This window comes from Streptomyces paradoxus (genome assembly GCF_014202475.1).
Classification (GTDB): domain Bacteria; phylum Actinomycetota; class Actinomycetes; order Streptomycetales; family Streptomycetaceae; genus Streptomyces; species Streptomyces paradoxus.
Genome location: NZ_JACHGV010000013.1, coordinates 96355 through 116517 on the forward strand (window position 1 = coordinate 96355; position 20163 = coordinate 116517).

A 20163-nucleotide genomic window follows, 5' to 3' on the forward strand; every position below is an offset into this window, starting at 1 on the left:
TGGCGATGGACCCCGTCGAGGCACTGGACCGGATCGCCTTCCTGCTGGAGCGGTCCCTGGCACCGACCTACCGTGTGCGCGCCTTCCGTACGGCGGCCCGCGTGCTGAAGGAGCTGGGCGGGGACGAGGTGCGCCGGAGGGCGGCGGACGGCTCGCTGGAGAAGCTCAAGGGGGTCGGCCCGAAGACTGCCCAGGTGGTGCGGGAGGCGCTGGCCGGCCAGGTGCCCGGCTACCTGTCGAAGCTGGAGGGCGAGGCGCACGAGCAGCCGGCCGTCCGGGGCGGGGAGAAGCTGCGGGCGCTGCTGCGCGGGGACTGTCATCTGCACTCCGACTGGTCGGACGGGGGCAGCCCGATCGAGGAGATGGGCCGGGCCGCGTCGGACCTGGGCCATGAGTGGGCGGCGCTGACCGACCACTCGCCGCGGCTGACGGTGGCCCGGGGACTGTCGCCCGAGCGGCTGCGGGAGCAGCTGGACGTGGTGGCGGAGCTGAACGAGACCTGGGCGCCGTTCCGGCTGCTGACCGGCATCGAGTGCGACATCAACGAGGACGGCTCACTCGACCAGGAGCCGGAGCTGCTGGACCGGCTCGACGTGGTGGTGGTGTCGGTGCACTCCAAGCTGCGCATGGACGCCCGGTCGATGACCCGGCGGATGGTGGCCGCCGTACGCGATCCGCACTCCGACGTGCTCGGGCACTGCACGGGGCGGCTGGTGACCGGGCGGGGGCGGCCGGAGTCGGAGTTCGACGCGGACGAGGTGTTCGCGGCGCTCGCCGAGACGGGCACGGCCCTGGAGATCAACAGCAGGCCGGAGCGGCTGGACCCGCCGCGACGGCTGCTGCGCCGGGCGGTGGACGCGGGGGTGCTGTTCGCCGTCGACACCGACGCGCACGCGCCGGGGCAGCTGGACTGGCAGATCAACGGCTGCGGGCGGGCGGAGGAGTGCGGGGTGCCGCCCGAGCGGGTGGTGACCACGTGGTCCCTCGACGAGCTGCTGGCCTGGACCCGTGAGCGGCGCGTGCCGTCCGGCGTGGCGGGCGGCTGACGTGGTACCCGCGCCGCCGGAGAGGAAGGAACCGCGCCTATGGGAAGCACGGGACGGGCGGCCGTTTTCGACGTCGACGGCACGCTGGTCGACACCAACCATCTGCATGTCGTGGCCTGGTGGGAGGCCTTCAGGCAGGCGGGCCACGAGGTGCCGATGCACGCCATCCACCGGGCCGTGGGCCTGCCGTCGACCGACCTGGTCGCCCATCTGCTGGGTGACGACCGGGACACGGACCAGGACGCCGGCATCAGCGCCGGTCACAAGGCGCTGTACGGACAGTACTTCGACCGGCTGCCCCCGCTGCCGGAGGCCGGGGCGCTGCTGCGGCGGCTGCACCGGGACGGCTGGACGGTGGTGCTGGCCACCTCGGCGAGCGGCGCGGAGCTGAGCGCGCTGCGCCGGGCCATCGACGCGGACGAGGCCATCGCCGCCACGGCCTCCGCCGACGACGTCGACGAGGGCAAGCCCGCCCCCGAACCGGTCGAGCACGCCCTGGAGCTGGCCGGGGTGCCGGCGGAGCGAGCGGTGTTCGTCGGCGACACCGTGTGGGACATGCGGGCGGGCAGCCGGGCCGGGGTGCGCTGCGTGGGCGTCCTGTGCGGCGGCATCCCGCGCGCCGATCTGGAGGAGTCCGGGGCGGACGCGGTCTACGCCGACCCGGCACACCTCCTGTCCGCCCTCGGTGACGGCGCACTGGCATGAGGCGGCGTGAGACCGCCGGTCACGGGGATACCCACAGCGCATGACGCGTGTGATGAATGCGGTACGGCGGACGGCGGGAGCCCTCCGCGGGCGGAAGGACGGGGACAGAGACACGGGGGCGGCCACGGGTGGGCGGCCCCGGGGAGCACCGACGGCCCAGGGCCGGATGCGCACCCTGGACCAGGGAGCGCGCACCGTGCGGCCGGTGGATGCCGTGCGGCGCGACACGCGGGGCGCGTGGAACGCCGTGCGCGCGGCGTGGCGGGGGCCCGGGCGGGAGCGGGATCTGGTCGTCCAGTCGCTGAAGGCGGCCGGGGCGGCGGTGCTGGCCTGGCTGGTGGGCGGCGTCTGGATGGGCGACCCGCTGGCACTGATGGCGCCCTGGGTGGCGCTGGTCCTGGTGCAGGCCACCGTGTTCAGCTCCCTGGTGCAGGGCGCGCGGCAGTTCGGGGCGATCTGCGTCGGCACCCTGCTGGCCTCGGGGGCGCAGGCGATCACCGACGACACGACCGGCGCGCTCGCCCTGTCCGTACCGGTGCTGATGCTGCTGGCGAACTGGCCCCGCTTCGGCGACCAGGGCATCTACGCGGCGACCACGGCCCTGTTCACCATCTCCTCGGGCATGGTGAGCCTGTCCGCCGTCGGGCACCGGGTGGGGCAGGCCGCGATCGGCGCGGTCATCGGCGTCGCCGTCAACGCGCTCGTCCTGCCGCCGATCCATCTGCGGGACGTACGGGAGAACCTGGCGGCGCTCGCCCGGGAGGCGGGAGAGGTGCTGCACACCGTCGCCGGCGATCTGCACGAGGGTGAGTGGGACGGGCAGACCGCCGCCGACTGGGTCAGTGCCTCGAACCGGCTGGACCACCGCCTGAAGGCGCTGCGCTCGGCGCGCCGGTGGAGTCAGGAGAGTCTGCGCCTGACCTACGCCCCGCTGCGAGCACTGCACCGTGTGCCGCACGACGGTGTCCTGCCGGCGGTGGACGAGGACGAACGGCTCAGCCGGGTCACCGGGCACGTCGCCGCGCTGACCCGGGCGCTCGCGGTGTCCGTGGACGACAAGCGGACACCCGCCCCGCCCGAGGGTCCTGCCCTGCGCTCGTACGCGCGCCTGCTGGAGCTGATCGGAGACGCCCTGTGCGCCGAGGCCGACAGTCTGCTCGACGGCAGCGTGACCGCCCGGCCGGACGACGAGACCGAGAAGGCAATGCGGGAGCTGCACCAGGAGTTGCAGGAGAACCTGCGCCGGCACGCCGGGGAGGGGGCCGCCCACACGGCCGTCCTGGGCACGCTGCTGCTCCAGGCGGAGAACCTCTGGGCGGAAACCGTCCCCGGCGACCAGGAGAAGTGACACAGCTCCCCCGCCGTAGTGCTTTCCGCGTCCCCCGGGTACTCGGTGGGTACTCGGTCACCTCCCGGGGGGCCGCGGCCGAGAGGAGCACGAGGTGAGCAGCGCAACGGGCATGAGGATCGTCGTCACGGGTGCCACCGGCAACGTGGGCACCAGTGTGGTGCGTCTGCTGTCGGAGGACCCGGAGGTCGCCTCCGTGCTGGGCCTGGCCCGGCGGATCCCCGACTGGTCGCCACCGAAGACGGACTGGGCCGCCGTCGATCTGGCGTCCGAGCGGACCGATCTGGTGGAGCGGTTCACGGACGCGGACGCGGTGGTCCATCTGGCGTGGGCCTTCCAGCCGACGCACGACCCGGCCGTGACCTGGCGCACCAATGTGCTCGGCAGCATGCGGGTCTTCGAGGCGGTGGCCGCGGCGGGCGTGCCGGCGATGGTGCACGCCTCGTCGGTCGGCGCGTACTCCCCCGGCCCGAAGGACGAGGCGGTGGACGAGTCGTGGCCGACGCACGGCTGGCCGGACGCCGCGTACTGCCGGGAGAAGGCATATCTGGAGCGGGCGCTGGACACGTTCGAGCGGGACCACCCAGAGACGCGGGTCGTGCGCATGCGGCCCGCCTTCCTGTTCCAGCGGGAATCGGCGAGCGAGCAGCGCCGCATCTTCGGCGGCCGGTTCCTGCCCGGCCCGCTGGCCCGCCCGGAGCTGCTGCCCTTCCTGCCGGACATCCCGGGGCTGCGAGTGCAGGCGCTGCACACGGACGACGCGGCGAACGCGTACCGGCTGGCGCTGCGCTCCGATGTCCGGGGCGCGTTCAACCTGGCCGCCGAGCCGCCGGTCGACGCGCGGCTGCTGGGCGAGATGTTCGACGCGCGTCCGGTGCGGCTGCCGCGCGGCGCGGCCCGGTCGGCGATCGCCGCCGCCTGGGGCCTGCATCTGCTGCCCGCCTCCCCGCACCTGTTCGACGCGGTGCTGCGACTGCCGCTGATGGACTGCACGCGTGCGCGAGCGGAGCTCGGGTGGCGGCCGGAGCGTACGGCGCCCGAGGTGCTGGAGGAGTTCCTGCTGGGCCTCCAGGAGGGTGCGGGGGCACCGACGGAGCCGCTGCGGGGACGCAAGGTGGGCTGAGTGGGCTGATCGTCCGGTCCGCGCGGCGAGTGAGCCGGACATGCGCGAGGGCCGCAGCCGACCCCCACAGTCGGCTGCGGCCCTCGCTGGGATGCCCTCCTCAGGCGGAGGGCTCGTCCGGCACCGGGTGCTCGGGGTGAACCGTTCCCGAGTGCGGTGCTCCCTGCCGGCCCGTCCCCGCTTCGTCCGTGTCGGGGACGTCACCGGCGGGCTCGTCGGTCTCGTCGTCGCTCTTCTGCTTGTCGTCCTTGCCGGTGCCCGTGAAGCGCGGGGCGACCTCCCACGGGTCCTCGCCGTCGTCGGCCTGCTGGTCCGGCATGTCCCGCGGGATGGGGTCACCGTTCTCGCCGGGTCCTTCGAGGCGGTGGTCGGTCACGGCGTGCTCCCTTCTGTGGTCCGGGCGCCACGCGAGTACCTCCACGGTGATCGGCGAAACCTCAGCGTGGGGTCCGTTCCTCGAGCGCCGCGCGCCAGGCCGGGAGCGGGTGGTCCGGCGCCGGGTCGGCGCGCCGCCCGCCGCGGGCGAAGAAGTCGGCGAGCGGCAGGATGGCGGCACCGACCGTGACCGCGTCGGGCCCGAGCCGCCCCAGGTCGACGGTCACCTTCCCGGCCGGGTGGCGCAGCGCGTACGACATGGCGTGGCGGCGGACGGCGGGCAGGAAGCGCGAGCCGAGCGCCAGGCCGGCCCAGCCGCCGATGAGAATGCGCTCGGGCTGGAAGAGGTTGATGAGGTCGGACAGGCCCGCGCCCAGGTACTCGGCGGTCTCCTCCAGGACGGCCAGCGCGACGGGGTCGGCCGCGGCGCCCGCGGGCGGGTGGGCCGCGGCGAGCATGGTGGTGAGGGCGGTCTCCTCGTCGGTGCCGTCCGGGACCCGGCCGCCCTCCTCCCGCCAGCGGGCGAGCAGCGACTCGGCGCCCGCGTACGCCTCCAGGCAGCCGAGCGCCCCGCACCGGCAGCGCCGGCCCCGCACCCGGACGGTCAGATGCCCCCATTCCACCGCGCGCCCCTGCTCCGCGTCCGGGGTGACGAGGCTCGCGCCGACGCCGGAACCGAACAGGACGACGACGGCGTTGCGGGCGCCGCGTCCGGCGCCGAACCACATCTCGGCCTGGCCCAGGGTCTTGGCGCCGTTGTCGATGAAGTACGGGACGGTGTCCGGCAGCGGGGAACCGGCGCGGAGCAGTGCCTCCAGCGGGACGGCGTCCCAGCCGATGGTCTGCCCGTGCACGAGCGCGCCCCGGTCGGGGGTGCGCTCGACGATGCCGGGGACGCCGATGCCGACGCCGAGGAGCCGCTCGGGCGCGAGGCCCGCGGTGTCCAGCACCTCGGCGATGCCCTGGCGGATGTGGTCGACGATGACCTCGACCTCGTACCGCTGCGGCGTGAGCGGGTGCTCGGCGCGGGCGAGTTCGGTGAGGGTGAGGTCGAAGAGCTCGACGCGGACCCGGGTCTCGCCGACATCGACGCCGATCATGTGGCCGCTGCCGGGCGCGGCGCGCAGCAGGATGCGGGGGCGGCCGCCGTCGGAGTCGACGCTGCCGGCCTCCTCGACCAGTCCGTCGGCGACCAGGTCGGCGACGACGTTGCTGACGGAGCCGGAGCTCAGGCCGGTCGCCGGGCCGAGTTCGAAACGGCTGAGCGGGCCGTCGAAGTAGAGCCGTTGCAGGACGGCCGTGCGGTTGGCCCGCCTGAGATCGCGTACCGTGCGCCCGTTCCCCGCCGCCATGAGGCTCCCTTCGCATCCCCTGTCCGACCTGCAAGATACCGTCGGATGCGGGCCTGGCGCGACTTTCCTCCACCCCTTATTTCATGGTGTGAGCTAACCGGCGGACCCGGCGGCCTCGGCGATCTCGTCCAGGGCCGCGACGAGTTCGGGGGCGACCCTCTCCTGCACCCAGCGCTCCTGCTCCTCGCCGGCCCGGCGGGGAACCGTCTCGGTGAGCATGATCAGGTACAGGTAGGCGCGGTACAGGGCCAGGCGCAGACGGGCCGGGGTGTCGAAGGCCGCCAGGCCGCCGGCCTCCCGGTAGCCGGCCAGGAACTCCTCGTCCCTCCTGATGTCGCCCAGCAGCGCCAGGGAGACGAAGTCGGCCAGGGGGTCGCCCCAGAACATGCGCTCCCCGTCGATGAGGCCCCCGATGCGGGCCTCCCCGTCCGGGCGGTCGACGAGGATGTTGCCCCGCCACAGGTCGAAGTGGACCAGGCACGGGACGGTGACCTCGTCGAGGACGTCATACGCGGACGCGGCGGTCCGGGCCACCGCGTCGACGGGCCGGGGCAGCCGGGCGCCGTAGCGCCGGGCGTCGTCGAGGACGGCGTCGATCATCCCGGTGAACGCCGTCCGCCAGTCGGGGGCGAGCGGGCCGAGGGCGCCGGAGGGGTAGCCGAAGCCGGGGCCCGTCACGCGGTGCAGCCGGGCCACCTGGCGTCCGAGCTCCGTCCGCAGGGATGCGTGTTCCGCGCCGGTGAGCGTGCCGTCCCACGGGTCGCCCGGGCAGGCCGTCATCAGCAGGAAGCCCTCGTCCATGGACACCAGCTCCGGTGCGGTGACCTCGACGCGGGCGGCCGAGCGGTAGAACGCGGCCTCCGAGACCAGCAGCCCGCGCTCGTGCCGCAGGCCGGGGGCGGCCGCGGGGGGCGGGACCTTCAGCACGTAGCGGCTGCCGTCGGTGAGGCGCAGTTCCTCGACGGTGTTGTACGTGCCGCCGGCCATCGGGGCGAGGTGGGCCAGGCGGCCCGGGTCCAGGTCCGCCTCCTGAAGGACGTGCCGGGCCCGTTCCCAGGAGTCCACCACCGTGTGCCCACCCCTCCCCTGTGCGCGGTCAGCCGGCGGCGTACACGTCCTCGGTGTAGCGCCCGTCCGCGATCAGCCCGTCGAGCCACTGCTCGGCGGCCGTCTCGTCGGCGTCCGGTGTGTGCTTCCGGAACAGCGTACGGAACGCCTCCCGCACCCCGGGCGCCATCCGCGAACCGTCTCCGCAGACGTACACCCGCGCCCCGGCGGCCAGCAGGGCCCAGACCTCCTCGGCCTCGGCGGCGATCCGGTGCTGCACGAACCGCACCTCGCCCTCGGGTGTCTCGCTGAAGGCGGGGCGCAGGGATACGGCTCCGGCGGTCTCGGCGGCGCGCAGTTCGGCGGCGTGCAGGAAGTCCGCGTCGGGGGCGTCGCAGCCGAAGTAGCACAGGGCCGGGGCGGGTTCGGCGCCCGCCGCGACGGCTGCCGTACGGTCGGCGATGACGCCGCGGAACGGGGCGAGGCCGGTGCCCGCCGCGACCATGACGACCGGTGCCGGATCGCCGGTGACGTCGATGCGGAAGGCCTCCCGGCACGGCTGCACCCGCGCGTACAGCGTGTCACCGGGTTCCACGGAGGTCAGGTGCCCGGAGCCGGTGCCGCGGTAGAGGCCCTTGCCGGAGCGGGCGGGTGCCTCCAGCAGCGAGACCATCAGATCCACGTGGCCGGGGTCGACGGCCGGCGAGGAGGAGATGGAGTAGTGGCGCGGGCGCAGCGGGGTGAGGAGGTCGAGGAGCAGCGGCCAGTCCAGGGCGCCGCGCAGCGCCGGGTGGTCTTCCAGGATCTCCACGAGGGTGCGCGGGTCGTCGGTGAGGGCGGCCAGGGCCGCGCGCTCCGGCGGGCAGGGGTTGGCGGCGGCGAGCGCGGCCAGCTGCCCGGCGTTCGGGCGCTCCTGCAGCTCCACGTGGTGGGTGAGGAGCTGCCGTACCGTCACGGGGCGGTCCACGGCGATGCCGTCGCGGCGCGGGCGGGTGGCGCGGATGTCGAGGACGGTGTCGAGGTCGGCGCCGAGCGCGGCGGCGGCGCGGGTGACGAGGTCCGGGGCGTTGGCGGGCAGCACGGTGAGGTGGTCGGCCGTGCGGTAGGTGACGCCGTCGGGCAGGGCGACGCGGAGGAACCGCTTGCGCCGGGCGTAACCGGGGGCCGTGAGGTCGCGGGCCTCGGTGACGCGCACGGGGACGAGACCGTGCCGCTCGGCGAGGGCGTCCAGCGGCCCGCCGGTCAGGGTGCGGACCTCGTAGGAGGAGGTCGTGGGCTCAGGGTCCGGCGTTGTGGCGTCCGGGTCGCCGTAGCGCTCCAGCAGGGCGGTGCGCAGGGCGGCCGTGAAGGTGCGGACGGTGCCGGAGAGGTCGCCGGAGGCGTCGGCGGCGGCGCGTTCCAGCAGCCGGGCGGCGCCGGATGCGGCGAGCCGCTCGTCGATGCGGGTGGGGACGTGCTGGTAGGTGGCGGCCCAGTTGCGGTCGCCGACGCCGAGGACGGCGTACGTCACGCCGGACAGGTCGTGGGCCCCCTCCAGCCGGGCGGTGAAGGCGGTGGCGTCGTCGGTGGGGCGGCCGTTGTAGGAGGCGGCGGTGATGACGACGGGCCGGTCGGTGGGCAGTCCGCCCGCGTAGGCGTCGAGTGGGGCCACCTCGGTGGCGCAGCCGACGGCGGCGGCCTCGTCGGCGAGTTGTGCGGCGAAGTCGCGGCAGGTGCCGTAGTTGCTGCCGTGCAGGAAGAGGGCGGCGGTGCCGGGGCGGACGCGGGCGGGCAGGCCCTGCGGCTCGGCCGAGGCGGTGTCCTGGGCGGGGGCGGCCCCGGGCAGCGGCGTGTGGACGCGGTCGGCGCGGGTGCGCGGCGCGAGTGCGAGGGTGAAGCCCTCGGGCTTGAGGGTGAGGGTCTCCTTGACCGTGAGCCGGTAGTCGGCGTGGTCGCGCAGCCGGTAGCGGTGGACGAGCATGGCCAGCAGCATGGTCGCCTCGTGCAGCGCGAACTGGCGCCCGATGCAGGCGCGCTCGCCGGTGCCGAACGGCTTGAAGGCGTGTACCGGCCGCTCTGCCTCCGCCTCGGGGGTGAAGCGGGAGGGGTCGAACAGCTCGGGGTTGTCGCCCCACACGGGCTGCCGGTGCAGCATCGGCGTGAGGACCAGGGCGGACTGTCCGGCGCGCAGTGGGATGCGCCCGCCGACCAGGGTGTCCTCGCGGGCCTGCCGGGAGAACACGGCGGCCGTGGGCCAGAGCCGCAGGGCCTCGTTGAGCACCTGGCGGGTGTAGGTGAGCCTGCCGACCTCGTCGTACGTGGGCTCGGGGTCGGCCTGGCCGCCCCACAGCTCGTCGGCCTCGCGCTGCACCAGCTGGAGGGCGGTGGGGTGCTTGGCGAGGTAGTACAGCGCGAAGGACATGGCGCCGGAGGTGGTCTCGTGCCCGGCGATCAGGAAGGTGATGACCTGGTTGCGGATGTTGGCGGTGTCGAGTGGGGTGCCGTCGGCCGGGTGCTCGGCGGTGAGCATCAGGCCGAGGAGGTCCTCGGCGTCGCTCTGGTCGGTGCCGGTGCGGGCGGCGATGACGTCGTCGACGACCCGGGCGAGGTAGCCGGAGTCGTCGCGGAAGGCCGCGTCCCGCGCCGAGTAGTCCTTCCCGGGGACGCGCGCCAGGCGGGTCATGCTCCACTCCAGGCAGCGGACCATCGACTCGACGAAGGGGTGCGGCTCGGCCCGCTCGAAGGAGCCGAAGTCGTAGCCGAACCCGGCGAGTCCGATGGTGTCGAGCGTCATGCGGGTCATGTCGTCGGGGACGTTCACCGGCCGTCCGGCGCGGGCGTCGCGGTCCCAGGAGGCGATGAGCCGGCGGGCCACCTTCAGCATCACGGGGTGGTAGGTGCGCATCGAGCCCAGCGCGAAGGCGGGCATCAGGATGTCGTGCGCCTTCGCCCAGTTGGGCTCGTCGTTGTACGCCGTGAACAGGCCGTCGGCGGCGAACTCCCGGACGTTCTCCAGGCCCGGCCCGATGTGCTTGGCGAACCGCTGCTCGTCCGCGAGGTCGGCCACGAGGTCCAGGTCGCCCACGAACAGGGTGTCCCGCCCGTACAGCCGCCGCACGAACACGGGCCCGTGCTCGCGCATCAGGTCCATGGCCTGCTGGACGGGCGCGCCGCCGGGTCCGGTGGCGGAGATGTCGGCGACGGGGACGCCGGGGAGGGTGTCGGCGGTCAGGGGGGTCTGTCCGGTGGGGGGCATGACGCGGCAACTGCCTTTCGCGGTACGGAAGTACTGCGCTCCAGCGTGATCCACCGGGCCCGGGGGGCCGCGCCGTGGCACTGCATGATTGTGTAGTGCGAGCAGACGTGCCGCTCTTGCGCGGGGGCGGCCCGGTATGGCAGGAGAGGCTCGTGGACCTGGCCCGGCAGGAGGCCGTGACGTGGCGCAACCGCGCCCTGCTCCTGTTCGACCGGGTCGCGATGCCGGTCGCGGTGTGCGACGTGTACGGGGCGGTGCTGCTGGCCAATCCGGCCATGGCCGCGGAGTGCGGTACGACGCCGGGGCGGTTGCGCGGCCGTGACGTGCTGGAGCTGTTCAGCCCGCGGGAGGCCACGCAGGTGGAGCGCATCGCGCAGGCCCTGCGCCTGCGGCACCGTTCGCGCTATCAGGTGTCGGTGCGCTGGCGGGCCCCGGGCGGCGTGGAGCGTTACGGCGAGCTGACGGCGGATCCGGTCAGCGACACGGTGGAGGACACCCCGGCCCTGCTGGTGATGCTCCGGGTGGACACCGAACACGCCCCCTCCCCCGCCGCGCCCGCCTCGGGGGCCCCGGTCACCCCGACGGAGGCCCGCATCCTGGCGCTTCTGGCCGCCGGCGCCACCACGGCCCGGGCAGCCCGGGAGACGGGCCTGACCACGGACGGGGTGACCTACCATCTGCGCCGCCTGTCGTCCCGCTGGGGCGCGTCCAACCGCACGGAACTGGTGGCCCGGGCGTACGCCCTGGGGGTGCTGACCCCCGGGGTGTGGCCCCCGGGCGTCCCGGACGACGAGGCCTGACGGAAATCCGGTCGCCCTCGGCACCGACGCTGTCTAATCTGACCTGACCCACAAAACCTAGGACCTCTAGGTTTTACGACGACCACTTACCGGGAGCCTCCCGTGCAGCCGCTCACCGAGCAGGACATCCGCGCCTCCTTCATCAACTGCTCGAAGGGCGAGGCCAGGCGTCTGGCCGTGCCCCGGGACCTCGACACGCGCCCCTGGGACGATCTCGACTTCCTCGGGTGGCGTGATCCGGGGGCGCCCGACCGGAGCTATCTGGTGACCGAGCGGGCGGGGCGGCTCGTCGGCGTGTCGATGCGGTTCCAGGCCGCGCAGCGCGGGTTCCTGCACCGCAGCATGTGTTCGCTGTGCCTGACGACCCACCCGCGGGGCGGGGTCTCGCTGATGACCGCCCGCAAGGCGGGGGCGGCCGGGCGTGAGGGCAACTCCGTCGGGGCGTACATGTGCACCGACCTCGCCTGTTCCCTGTACGTGCGCGGGAAGAAGGCGCTGGAGACCGGGTCCCGGTTCGAGGAGAGCCTCAGCGTGGAGGAGCAGATCGAGCGCACCACGGGCCATCTGGCCGCCTTCCTCGACAAGGTGCACGCCTGAGCCCCTCGGTCGCCCGTGGTCTGCCCCGGCACTAACGTCCTTCGTGAGCGTCCTTCACGGACGTGTTCGACGGATGCGTTCGATGCGCCGGAGAAGGGGAACAGCCCGAGGATGCGAGAGGTACGTGAGTGGACGGCGCAGGCCGGGCGGATCGTCAGGAAGCGTCGTGATCCCGTGGTCGTCCAGACGCTGCGGTCCGCGACCGCGGCGACGATCGCCTACGTCATCGCGCTGCGCCTGAGCCCCGAGGCGGCGCCCCTCACCGCTCCCCTGACGGCGCTCCTGGTCGTCCAGGTGACGCTGTACGCCACGCTCACCAACGGCTTCCGGCGGGTGAACGCCGTGGTGACCGGCGTTCTCCTCGCCATCGGGTTCAGCCTGCTGGTGGGCCTGACCTGGTGGAGCCTGGCGCTGCTCCTGGTGGCCTCGCTGGCCGTGGGCCGGCTGGTCAGGGTGGAGGAGTACGTACCCGAGGTCGCGATCAGCGCGATGCTCGTCCTCGGCGTCACCACCGTCGGGGACACCGCCTGGGCCCGGGTGGTGGAGACGCTGATCGGGGCGGTCGTCGGGCTCGCCTGCAATCTGCTGCTGGCTCCGCCGGTGTGGGTGGAGGAGGCGGGCGAGTCGATCGGGGACCTGGCCCGGCGGCTGCGGCAGCTGATGCTGCGCATGGGCGAGGAGGCCGCCGGCGGCACGCCCGTGGACCGCGCGGAGAAGCAGCTGCACGAGGCGCGCCGCCTGGACCACGACATCGTCGAGGTGGACGCGGCCCTCCGGCAGGCCGAGGACAGCCTGCGGCTCAATCCGCGCGTGCAGGACAGCGTGCTGCACCGGGTCGTGCTGCGCACCGGCCTCGACACGCTGGAGATCTGCACGGTCGTCCTGCGGGTCCTCGCCCGCTCCCTCACCGACCTCGCGAAGGAGCGCGAACCGGAACCGCTGTTCGAGGCCGAGACGGGCGCCGCCCTGGAGCAGCTGCTGTCCGAGATCGCCGACGCGGTGGTGAGCTTCGCGGTGCTGGTGACCACCCACCTCAGCACGAGCGCCGAGTCGGCGGAGGAGCGTCTCGCCGCGGAACTGCGCACCGCGGCGGGCACCCGCGACAAGCTGGCCCTGCTGCTGCGCGAGGAGGCGGAGCGGGCGCCCGGGCACTGGCAGCTCCCGGGGGCCGTCCTGGCGGAGGTCAACCGCATCCTGGACGAGCTCGACACCGAGCACCGCACCCGGCGCCTGTTCGAGGAACTGGACCGCGTGTCGCGCGAGCAGCGCGCCCGGATGCCCCGTCTGACCCGGCTGCGGGAGCGGGTGGGCGTCACGGAGCAGATGTGGCGGAACCGCGCGGGGTTCGGCGGGCGTTCTCGCTGAGGGGAACGCCGGCAAGGGCCGGCACTTGACGCGAGGAGCGGGCCGATGGCCGACACGACCGTGCGGATCGACGGGAACACACTGCGGCTGCCGGGCGGGGTCGCCGTACGGTTCATCCGCACGCTGCGCCTGCCGGAGACCGGGACCCATCCGCTGCCGCCGGGGCTCGGCGAGTTCCCGGTGCGGCGGGTCGCGGACTACGGGGACAGGGTTCCGGAGGCGTGGCGGGCGCGCGGCGGTGTGATGCTGCCGGTGTATCTGCGCGAGGCGATGTGGCTGAGTTTCGCGGGCACCTCGGAGCCGGCCGCGCTGCAGGTCGGGGTCGGCAAGGTGTGCGCGGTCTCGGGTCGCCCCTGGAGCGACCGCCTGGCCCGGGGTCCGCAGAACTACGTGGTGCTCCCCCGCCAGCCCTGGCTGGACGGCATCAACTCCGGCACGGGTACGGTCCGGCAGTTCGTGGCCGTCCCGCTCGGCCTGGGCGCCACCGTGGAGGGGCAGGTCACGGGCGAGGAGGTGTGGGGCGGGGTCCAGCTGCAGAACTTCGCGCTGAACGACCGGGAGCTGGCGCGGTGGCGTGCCGAGGAGCGGCAGCGGGCGGAGCGGCAGCGGTCGATGCCCGCGCCGAGTGGGTACGGAGCCGCGATGCCCATGGCGGCCCCGCCCGTGTCCGCCGGCTTCGGCGCCCCGATGCCCATGGCGGCACCGCCCGCGCCCGGGTCGGTTCCGGCGCCGGCCGCGAGTGCCGCTCCGGCGGGCCCGCCCCGTGCGGCCGCCGCGATGGGTCTGGGCGTCGGCGGTTCCATGCGGCAGGAGGTCTACCAGGACGACCGGCCCCTCACGGACTGGTCGGAGCAGCCCGCGGGCCGGGTCTTCGTCCACCTGGTCACTCCCCCGGAGTGGCGCCGCATCACCGGCGAGGCCGCTCCGCCGTCGCCGGTCGACCGGGCCGCGTACACCCGGGCGGGCCTGCCCTGGTTCGACTACTACGACGAGGACGCGCAGGACCTGGCCCCCACCGGCACGCTCCAGTCCGTGAAGCCGGTCGGCGACTGGCTCGGCGACGACCACGAGCCCTGGCAGCCGCCCGCGCCGGGGCAGACCCACCAGCTCAAGGACGCCCCGGGCGAACCGGTCGAGGACGGGGACTGGTAGGCGGCCGGGGCCCACCGTTGTTGCACCCGGCGGCGCGGAAACGTCAAGGTGGCTGTCACGACGGGGACCAGTGACGACTTGAGGGGCGACATGGACAGTGGAGGCTGGAGCAGGCGCCGGTTCGTCGGCGCACTGGCGGGCGGGGTCGCCGCGGCGGCACTGCCGGCCTGCGACAACTCTCCCGCGCCGGCGGCGACTCCGGCCCCGGAGCCCGAGGCGAGCACGAGCCCGTCGCGGGCCCGGCGCCCCTCCGGGCCCCGCCCGCTGTACCTCGGCACCTACACGTCCGCCGAGGGCGGCGGCAAGGGCATCGGCCTGGCCACGTACGACGCGGCGACGGGCCGGATCACCGGCGCCGGCACGATCGGCGGCGTCGGTGACCCGTCGTATCTGGCGATCCACCCGGACCGCCGCACGCTGTACGCGGTGGACGAGCGTGACGACGGTGCCGTGACCGCCGTGCGGCTGTCCGACCGGAAGGTGCTGGGCAGCCGCAGCACCGGCGGGGCGGCCCCCTGCCATCTGTCGGTGCATCCGGGCGGGCGCTGGCTGCTCAGCGCGAACTACGGCTCGGGCAGCGTGGCCGTGCATCCCATCGACGCCTCGGGCGCCCTGGGCGAGCGCTCCGACCTCGTCCGGCACACCAGTCCGCCGCCCGGCCCGGGCCAGGAGGGCCCGCACGCCCACCAGTTCGTCACGAGTCCGGACGGGGGCCATGTCCTCGCCGTCGATCTGGGGACGGACACCGTCTACACGTACCGGCTGGACGACAAGGCCGGCACGCTGAGCGAGGTCGCGCAGGCGCACACCCGGCCGGGGGCGGGGCCGCGCCACCTCACGTTCCACCCGGGCGGGCGATACGCGTACCTCGCCAACGAGGTCGACAACACGGTGGCGGTCTGCTCGTACGACGCCGCCTCCGGCCGTGTGGAGGTCGGCGAGGCGCAGTCCACGGGCACGGGTTCGGGCACCAGCTACCCGGCGCAGATCCTGGTGACCGCCGACGGCCGCTACGCCTATCTCGCCAACCGCGGCCACAACAGCCTCACCCGTTACGCCGTCGAGGCGGACGGCGCCCGGCTCAGGCTGCTCGGCACGGTGCCGGTGGGCGGGGACTTCCCGCGGCAGATCGCCTTCTCGCCGGAGGGCACGCTGCTGTTCGCGGCGAATCAGAAGTCCTCCACCGTCACCGTCTTCAGCGTGGACGGGGCGAACGGTGAACTGCGGCGCGCTGGCGAATCGTTCCCCTCACCCGTCGCCGTCTGTGCGCTGCCGCTGTAGGGCCCGCGGGCACGACGCGGCACTGGCCTGCCCGAGCAGGATGTGCATGCGTTCGGTGAGCTGCGCGACGTCGTCGGCGGGCGCGTGGAAGGCGAGGCGTACGTCGCCGTGGGCGCGGGCGCGTTCGACGCGCAGCGTCAGCCCGTGCCGGTCGACCGCGAGGGGCTGGACGCGGACCGCGCCGTGCAGGCTGTCGGAGTCGACGAGCCGGGTGAGCCGCTCGACGGCGTCGGCGTGGCAGTCGGCGAGGTGGGTCAGCAGCCGGGCCTCGGCCGTGGTGAGCGGGTCGGCCGCGGCGGCGGCGAACTCGTCGAGGTCCACGACCACGGAGCCGGACGGCTGCCGCAGCACCACGCGTGTGGGCGTGAAGGCGAGCCGCTCGCCCTCGACGGCGAACCAGCCCGCGAGCCACAGCCGGGCGCGGATCCGGTTGCGGAGCGGGACGGGCGCGACGTCGGCGAACTCCAGCACCGCGGACGGCTCGCCGCGGGGCGCGCAGATCGCGGCCGCGAGCAGGGCGCTGTCCTCGGGCACGTCCACGTACACGCGGCCGTCCTCGCCCACGGTGTGCGCGCCGACCAGCTCCTCCTTCGTGCCCTCCGCGGTCACGGAGCAGGACCACGCGGCGGCGAGCACCGAGCGCGCCCGTTCCGCGGCGGCGGGAGCCGCTGTCCAGCTGTGGCTGTCGTCACCCATCCCAGACCTCCTTAGGTAAGCCTCACCTAACCTATCGAAGATCGGGGTGCGCGCCAACCACGTCACGCGGTCTTTGCGAGACCTTTCAGCCAGTGAGGACGCCCAGCAGCGCGCGTGCACACAGCTCGCGCACCTGCTCCCGGCCCAACTCCGCGTCTCGCAGCCACTCCAGACAGACGGCCGTGGTGAACGCCAGCCAGCCGCGCACGGCCAGCCGGATCTCCGGCCGCTCCTCGAAGGCCGGGCCGAACTCCGGGTCCGCGGCCAGCGCGGCGAGGATCTGCCGCTCCTGCGCGGCCAGGGCCCGCTGGTAGACCCGCCGCACCGCCTGATCCCCGGCCGCGTCGGCACGATGGAAGGCCCGATAGCCGTGCGCGTGCGCCTGGACGTACTCCAGGAACGTCTCCAGACCGGCCGCGAGCTGCTCGCGGACCGGCACGCCGGGCACCGCCGCCGTCATGCGCAGCATCCGCTCGCTCTCGCGCTCGACGACCGCCGCGAAGAAGTCCCGTTTGGTCGGGAAGTAGTGGTACAGCAGCCCGCGCGACACCCCGGCGATCTCGGCGACCTGCTCGATCCACACGTCGTCGTAGGGGCTCTCCGAGAACAGCCGCGCCCCGACCGACAGGAGCTGCTCCCGGCGCTCCTCGGTACTGAGCCGGCGGCGCGTGCGCCCGCCCTGGTTCACAGCCATGCCCGCACCTTACTTGACGCCGGTTCAACAACGGGACCAGACTGAAGCCCGCTATTGAACCCATGTACAACATGTGCGAACCCGCCGCCGGATCAAGGGAGATCGCGTCATGACCCAGGCGCCGATACGGACCGGGGAGCCCAAGGGGTTCCGCGGCGCCGAGCTGGGCTGGCCGGAGCTGGACCGCATTCCGCACCCGCCGCGCAGGATCCCGCTGCTCGGCGACGTGGTGGGCGTCAACCGGAGCACCCCCGTGCAGGAGTCGATGCGCTACGCCCGCCGGCTGGGGCCGGTCTTCCGGCGGCAGGCGTTCGGCAAGGAGTTCGTGTTCGTGTGGGGTGCCCGGTACGCGGCCGACCTCGCCGACGAGTCGCGGTTCGCCAAACACGTGGGTCTCGGCGTGGCCAACCTGCGGCCGGTCGCGGGGGACGGCCTGTTCACGGCGTACAACCACGAGCCCAACTGGCAGCTGGCCCACGACGTGCTCGCACCGGGGTTCAGCCGCGACGCCATGGCCGGCTACCACCCGATGATGCTGTCGGTCGCGCAGCGGCTGACGGAGCACTGGGACCGGGCGGCGGCCACGGGCCGGGCGGTGGACGTGCCCGGCGACATGACCAAGCTGACGCTGGAGACGATCGCGCGCACCGGCTTCGGGCACGACTTCGGCTCCTTCGAGCGCTCCCGGCCGCATCCCTTCGTGACGGCGATGGTGGGCACGCTGACCTACGCGCAGCGGCTCAACACCGTGCCCTTCCCGCTGGCCCCGCTGCTGCTGCGGAGCGCGAGCCGCCGCAACGAGGCCGACATCGCCCACCTGAACCACACGGTCGACGAACTGGTCCGGGCCCGGCGCGCCACCGGCGGCGGTGACGGCGATCTGCTCGACCGCATGCTGGAGACCGCCCATCCCGACACCGGGGAGCGGCTGGCGCCGCAGAACGTCCGCCGCCAGGTCATCACGTTCCTCGTCGCCGGCCACGAGACGACCTCGGGCGCGCTCTCCTTCGCCCTGCACTACCTCGCCCGCCACCCCGGGATCGCGGCCCGGGCCCGCGCCGAGGTGGACCAGGTGTGGGGTGACGTGGCGGAACCCGCCTACGAGCAGGTGGCCCGGCTGCGCTACGTCCGCCGGGTGCTGGACGAGTCGCTGCGGCTGTGGCCCACCGCGCCCGCGTTCTCCCGGCAGGCCCGCGAGGACACGGTGCTGGCCGGGGAGCATCCCATGCGGCGTGGGGCGTGGGCGCTGGTGCTGACGCCGATGCTGCACCGGGACCCCGAGGTGTGGGGCGCGGACGCCGAGCGCTTCGACCCCGACCGCTTCGACGCGCAGGCCGTACGGTCCCGGCCGGCGCACACCTTCAAGCCGTTCGGGACGGGCGCCCGGGCGTGCATCGGGCGCCAGTTCGCGCTGCACGAGGCCACGCTGGTGCTCGGGCTGCTGCTGCGGCGCTACGAGCTGCGGCCCGACCCGGCCTATCGGCTGCGCGTGACGGAACGGCTGACGCTGATGCCGGAGGGCCTGCGGCTGCACCCGGAGCGCCGCACGCCGGTGCGGGAGCCGGGTTCAGACCTGCGCCGTCCAGTGCCCGGGGCGGGCGACTGACCCGGGCAGCCGGGTCCCGGCGCTCCCCCGAGCCGCGTTCAGCTGCGGCTGGGTGAGGAAGAACGCGCCGGTCAGATCGGCGCCCGTGAGGTCCGCGTCGCGCAGGTCGGCGCCGATCAGGTCGGCTCCCCGCAGATCCGCGCCGGTGAGGTCGGCGGCGATCAGGTAGGCGCCGCGGAGGCTGGCACCACGCAGGTCGGCGCCCCTGAGCCGGGCGCCCATGAGATCCGCGCCCCGGCGGTCCTTCTTGCGGCCCTTGGTGCCGGCCCTGGCCAGCTCGCTCGTCCTGAGCAGCAGGACGTTGACCTCCTGGCGGTGCGCCGCCACGTCCAGCCCGGCGAGGTCCTCGGGTGTCCCGGCGGCGAGCGCCCGGGTCTTCTGGAGGGCCTCGTCCAGCTCGGCGCGGACGGGACGGGCCGCCGGCAGGGCGAGCGCCTCGGTCAGGTACCACAGCAGCTCGTGCAGCTGCCTGACCACCGGGAACACCTCGAACATGCGGCGGGCGTCCGCCTTCGGCCCGGTGCGCCAGTCCCGCCCGCCGAAGGTGACCTGCGAGACCTGCTGCCCGGCGCCGAAGCAGTCGTAGACCGTGCAGCCGGTGAATCCGCTCTGCCGGAGCCTGGCGTGGATGCCGCAGCGGTGGTCCTCCCGGAGGTTGCGGCAGGGCGTGCCGGCGGCCTTGTCGACCGCGAAGTCGGCCGAGGCGGCGAAGGGCAGGGCGACGCAGCACAGCCCGAAGCACCGCTCGCAGTCGCCGCGCAGTTCCGCCTGCTCAGCCTGGTGATCTCGCATGCCGTTCAGCATACGAAACGACATCTGACGGCTGGATTCCGGTCACATCGCCGGGCCGGGTGCCTCCAGGCGTTCCAGCCGTTCGGGGTCGGCCAGGATGTACATGCCGGTGATGCGGCCGTCGGCGATCGTGACGGCCATGACCGACTGCACGCGGCCCTCGGGCGCGTTGACGACCCCGACCGAGCCGTTGACCAGCACCAGTTGAGCGGCCTGCGCGTAGCGGGCGAACATGAGCGCCTGCTCCGCCACCGTCTTCGCGCCCTGAACGACCTTGGAGGCGGCCGCGCCCCGCATGAGCGCCCCCGAGTCGGCCCGCAGCACCACGTCCGGGTGCAGCAGTTCGAGCAGTGCCTCGAAATCACCGCCGCGCGAGGCGGCCAGGAAGGCGTCGAGCACCCGCTTCTGCCGGCCGAGGTCGGGATCGGCCGCCGGGGTGGCGCCGCGCACCCGGCGCCGCGCACGGCTCGCCAGCTGCCGGGTCGCGGCCGGGCTGCGCTCCACGATCGACGCGATGTCGTCGAACGGCACGGCGAACATGTCGTGCAGCACGAACGCGAGCCGCTCGTCGGGCGCCAGGTTCTCCAGCACGACGAGCAGGGCCAGACCCACGGAGTCGGCCTGGAGCACCTCCTCAGCCGGGTCCACGACCTGTGCCAGGGGTCTGAGCACCGGGTCCGGGACGAAGGCGTCGCCCATCGGTTCCTCGCGGCGTGCGGCGCGCGAGCGCAGCAGGTCCAGGCAGATGCGGCCGGTCACGGTGGTCAGCCAGCCGCCCAGGTTCCCGATGTCGTCCGCGTCGGAGCGGCTCAGCCGCAGCCAAGCCTCCTGGACGGCGTCCTCCGCCTCGGCCAGTGACCCCAGCATGCGGTACGCGACCGCCCTCAGATGGCCGCGGTGCTCCTCGAACCGCCCGGCCAGTTCCTCGCTGCCTGTCATGGTCTCCCCC

18 protein-coding genes are annotated in these 20163 nt (G+C 74.1%); 10 read left to right on the forward strand and 8 right to left on the reverse strand.

Going from position 1 to position 20163, the window contains the following annotated elements; translation table 11 throughout:
- Positions 1-5: 5 nt before the first annotated feature.
- From HNR57_RS32695 to HNR57_RS32710, 4 genes are all read left to right on the forward strand, one after another.
- Positions 6-1046, forward strand: a complete 1041-nt coding sequence (locus tag HNR57_RS32695) for a PHP domain-containing protein (protein WP_184565832.1) — start codon at positions 6-8, stop codon at positions 1044-1046.
- 39 nt (positions 1047-1085) lie between these two features.
- Positions 1086-1751 (forward strand): HAD family hydrolase, encoded by a 666-nt coding sequence (locus HNR57_RS32700; protein ID WP_184565834.1) that lies wholly within the window; start codon positions 1086-1088, stop codon positions 1749-1751.
- Positions 1752-1917: 166 nt separating this feature from the next.
- Positions 1918-3099: an FUSC family protein gene (locus tag HNR57_RS32705; protein WP_376772313.1), complete on the forward strand. Its 1182-nt coding sequence runs from the start codon at positions 1918-1920 to the stop codon at positions 3097-3099.
- A gap of 94 nt (positions 3100-3193) precedes the next feature.
- Positions 3194-4222: an SDR family oxidoreductase gene (locus HNR57_RS32710; RefSeq protein ID WP_184565836.1), complete on the forward strand. Its 1029-nt coding sequence runs from the start codon at positions 3194-3196 to the stop codon at positions 4220-4222.
- 100 nt (positions 4223-4322) lie between these two features.
- On the opposite strand, the gene HNR57_RS32715 is transcribed toward HNR57_RS32710, so the two are convergent.
- The 4 genes from HNR57_RS32715 to HNR57_RS32730 form a co-directional block, all read right to left on the reverse strand.
- Positions 4323-4598: a hypothetical protein gene (locus tag HNR57_RS32715; protein ID WP_184565838.1), complete on the reverse strand. Its 276-nt coding sequence runs from the start codon at positions 4596-4598 to the stop codon at positions 4323-4325.
- A gap of 61 nt (positions 4599-4659) precedes the next feature.
- Entirely contained in the window at positions 4660-5949 is a 1290-nt protein-coding gene (locus tag HNR57_RS32720) for an ROK family transcriptional regulator (RefSeq protein ID WP_184565840.1), read from the reverse strand.
- A gap of 93 nt (positions 5950-6042) precedes the next feature.
- Positions 6043-7017: a phosphotransferase family protein gene (locus HNR57_RS32725; RefSeq protein WP_184565842.1), complete on the reverse strand. Its 975-nt coding sequence runs from the start codon at positions 7015-7017 to the stop codon at positions 6043-6045.
- 28 nt (positions 7018-7045) lie between these two features.
- Positions 7046-10231 carry a cytochrome P450 gene (locus tag HNR57_RS32730; protein ID WP_184565851.1) on the reverse strand — a complete coding sequence of 1062 codons (3186 nt, stop codon included), beginning with the start codon at positions 10229-10231 and terminating at the stop codon, positions 7046-7048.
- Between the two features lie 152 nt (positions 10232-10383).
- Here HNR57_RS32730 and HNR57_RS32735 point away from each other — a divergent pair, with 152 nt between their 5' ends.
- From HNR57_RS32735 to HNR57_RS32755, 5 genes are all read left to right on the forward strand, one after another.
- Positions 10384-11031 (forward strand): PAS domain S-box protein, encoded by a 648-nt coding sequence (locus HNR57_RS32735; RefSeq protein ID WP_184565853.1) that lies wholly within the window; start codon positions 10384-10386, stop codon positions 11029-11031.
- A 102-nt stretch (positions 11032-11133) separates the two neighbouring features.
- Positions 11134-11628, forward strand: a complete 495-nt coding sequence (locus tag HNR57_RS32740; protein ID WP_184565855.1) for an FBP domain-containing protein — start codon at positions 11134-11136, stop codon at positions 11626-11628.
- A gap of 111 nt (positions 11629-11739) precedes the next feature.
- A complete protein-coding gene (locus HNR57_RS32745; RefSeq protein ID WP_184565858.1) occupies positions 11740-12993 on the forward strand; it encodes an FUSC family protein in 1254 nt (417 codons plus the stop codon).
- A gap of 45 nt (positions 12994-13038) precedes the next feature.
- On the forward strand, positions 13039-14145 hold the full coding sequence (locus tag HNR57_RS32750) for a hypothetical protein (protein ID WP_184565860.1): 1107 nt from the start codon (positions 13039-13041) through the stop codon (positions 14143-14145).
- Between the two features lie 90 nt (positions 14146-14235).
- The gene (locus HNR57_RS32755; protein ID WP_184565862.1) at positions 14236-15426 is read left to right on the forward strand and encodes a lactonase family protein; all 1191 of its coding nucleotides are present in this window, start codon (positions 14236-14238) and stop codon (positions 15424-15426) included.
- Here the strand turns inward: HNR57_RS32755 and HNR57_RS32760 are convergent.
- Together HNR57_RS32760 and HNR57_RS32765 are read right to left on the reverse strand one after the other, a co-directional pair.
- Positions 15394-16122 carry a DUF2470 domain-containing protein gene (locus HNR57_RS32760; RefSeq protein WP_184565864.1) on the reverse strand — a complete coding sequence of 243 codons (729 nt, stop codon included), beginning with the start codon at positions 16120-16122 and terminating at the stop codon, positions 15394-15396. The genes HNR57_RS32755 and HNR57_RS32760 overlap by 33 nt on opposite strands.
- A gap of 85 nt (positions 16123-16207) precedes the next feature.
- The gene (locus HNR57_RS32765; RefSeq protein WP_184565866.1) at positions 16208-16816 is read right to left on the reverse strand and encodes a TetR/AcrR family transcriptional regulator; all 609 of its coding nucleotides are present in this window, start codon (positions 16814-16816) and stop codon (positions 16208-16210) included.
- A gap of 109 nt (positions 16817-16925) precedes the next feature.
- Here HNR57_RS32765 and HNR57_RS32770 point away from each other — a divergent pair, with 109 nt between their 5' ends.
- Positions 16926-18422 (forward strand): cytochrome P450, encoded by a 1497-nt coding sequence (locus tag HNR57_RS32770; protein ID WP_184565868.1) that lies wholly within the window; start codon positions 16926-16928, stop codon positions 18420-18422.
- Here the strand turns inward: HNR57_RS32770 and HNR57_RS40415 are convergent.
- Positions 18384-19226, reverse strand: coding sequence for a pentapeptide repeat-containing protein (locus HNR57_RS40415; protein ID WP_184566009.1), 843 nt, complete (start codon positions 19224-19226; stop codon positions 18384-18386). The two genes, HNR57_RS32770 and HNR57_RS40415, sit on opposite strands and share 39 nt — an antisense overlap.
- 30 nt (positions 19227-19256) lie before the next feature.
- Positions 19257-20153 (reverse strand): RNA polymerase sigma factor SigJ, encoded by an 897-nt coding sequence (sigJ, locus tag HNR57_RS32780; protein WP_184565870.1) that lies wholly within the window; start codon positions 20151-20153, stop codon positions 19257-19259.
- Positions 20154-20163 lie beyond the last annotated feature (10 nt).

Excerpts from the sequence above, each read along its gene's own strand:
- HNR57_RS32695 (WP_184565832.1), top strand. The coding sequence starts at position 6 with ATGGACCCCGTCGAGGCACTGGACCGGATCGCCTTCCTGCTGGAGCGG.
- HNR57_RS32700 (WP_184565834.1), top strand. The coding sequence starts at position 1,086 with ATGGGAAGCACGGGACGGGCGGCCGTTTTCGACGTCGACGGCACGCTG.
- HNR57_RS32705 (WP_376772313.1), top strand. The coding sequence starts at position 1,918 with ATGCGCACCCTGGACCAGGGAGCGCGCACCGTGCGGCCGGTGGATGCC.
- HNR57_RS32720 (WP_184565840.1), bottom strand. The coding sequence starts at position 5,949 with ATGGCGGCGGGGAACGGGCGCACGGTACGCGATCTCAGGCGGGCCAAC.
- HNR57_RS32730 (WP_184565851.1), bottom strand. The coding sequence starts at position 10,231 with ATGCCCCCCACCGGACAGACCCCCCTGACCGCCGACACCCTCCCCGGC.
- HNR57_RS32745 (WP_184565858.1), top strand. The coding sequence starts at position 11,740 with ATGCGAGAGGTACGTGAGTGGACGGCGCAGGCCGGGCGGATCGTCAGG.
- HNR57_RS32750 (WP_184565860.1), top strand. The coding sequence starts at position 13,039 with ATGGCCGACACGACCGTGCGGATCGACGGGAACACACTGCGGCTGCCG.
- HNR57_RS32755 (WP_184565862.1), top strand. The coding sequence starts at position 14,236 with ATGGACAGTGGAGGCTGGAGCAGGCGCCGGTTCGTCGGCGCACTGGCG.
- HNR57_RS32760 (WP_184565864.1), bottom strand. The coding sequence starts at position 16,122 with ATGGGTGACGACAGCCACAGCTGGACAGCGGCTCCCGCCGCCGCGGAA.
- HNR57_RS32765 (WP_184565866.1), bottom strand. The coding sequence starts at position 16,816 with ATGGCTGTGAACCAGGGCGGGCGCACGCGCCGCCGGCTCAGTACCGAG.
- HNR57_RS32770 (WP_184565868.1), top strand. The coding sequence starts at position 16,926 with ATGACCCAGGCGCCGATACGGACCGGGGAGCCCAAGGGGTTCCGCGGC.
- HNR57_RS40415 (WP_184566009.1), bottom strand. The coding sequence starts at position 19,226 with ATGCTGAACGGCATGCGAGATCACCAGGCTGAGCAGGCGGAACTGCGC.
- sigJ (WP_184565870.1), bottom strand. The coding sequence starts at position 20,153 with ATGACAGGCAGCGAGGAACTGGCCGGGCGGTTCGAGGAGCACCGCGGC.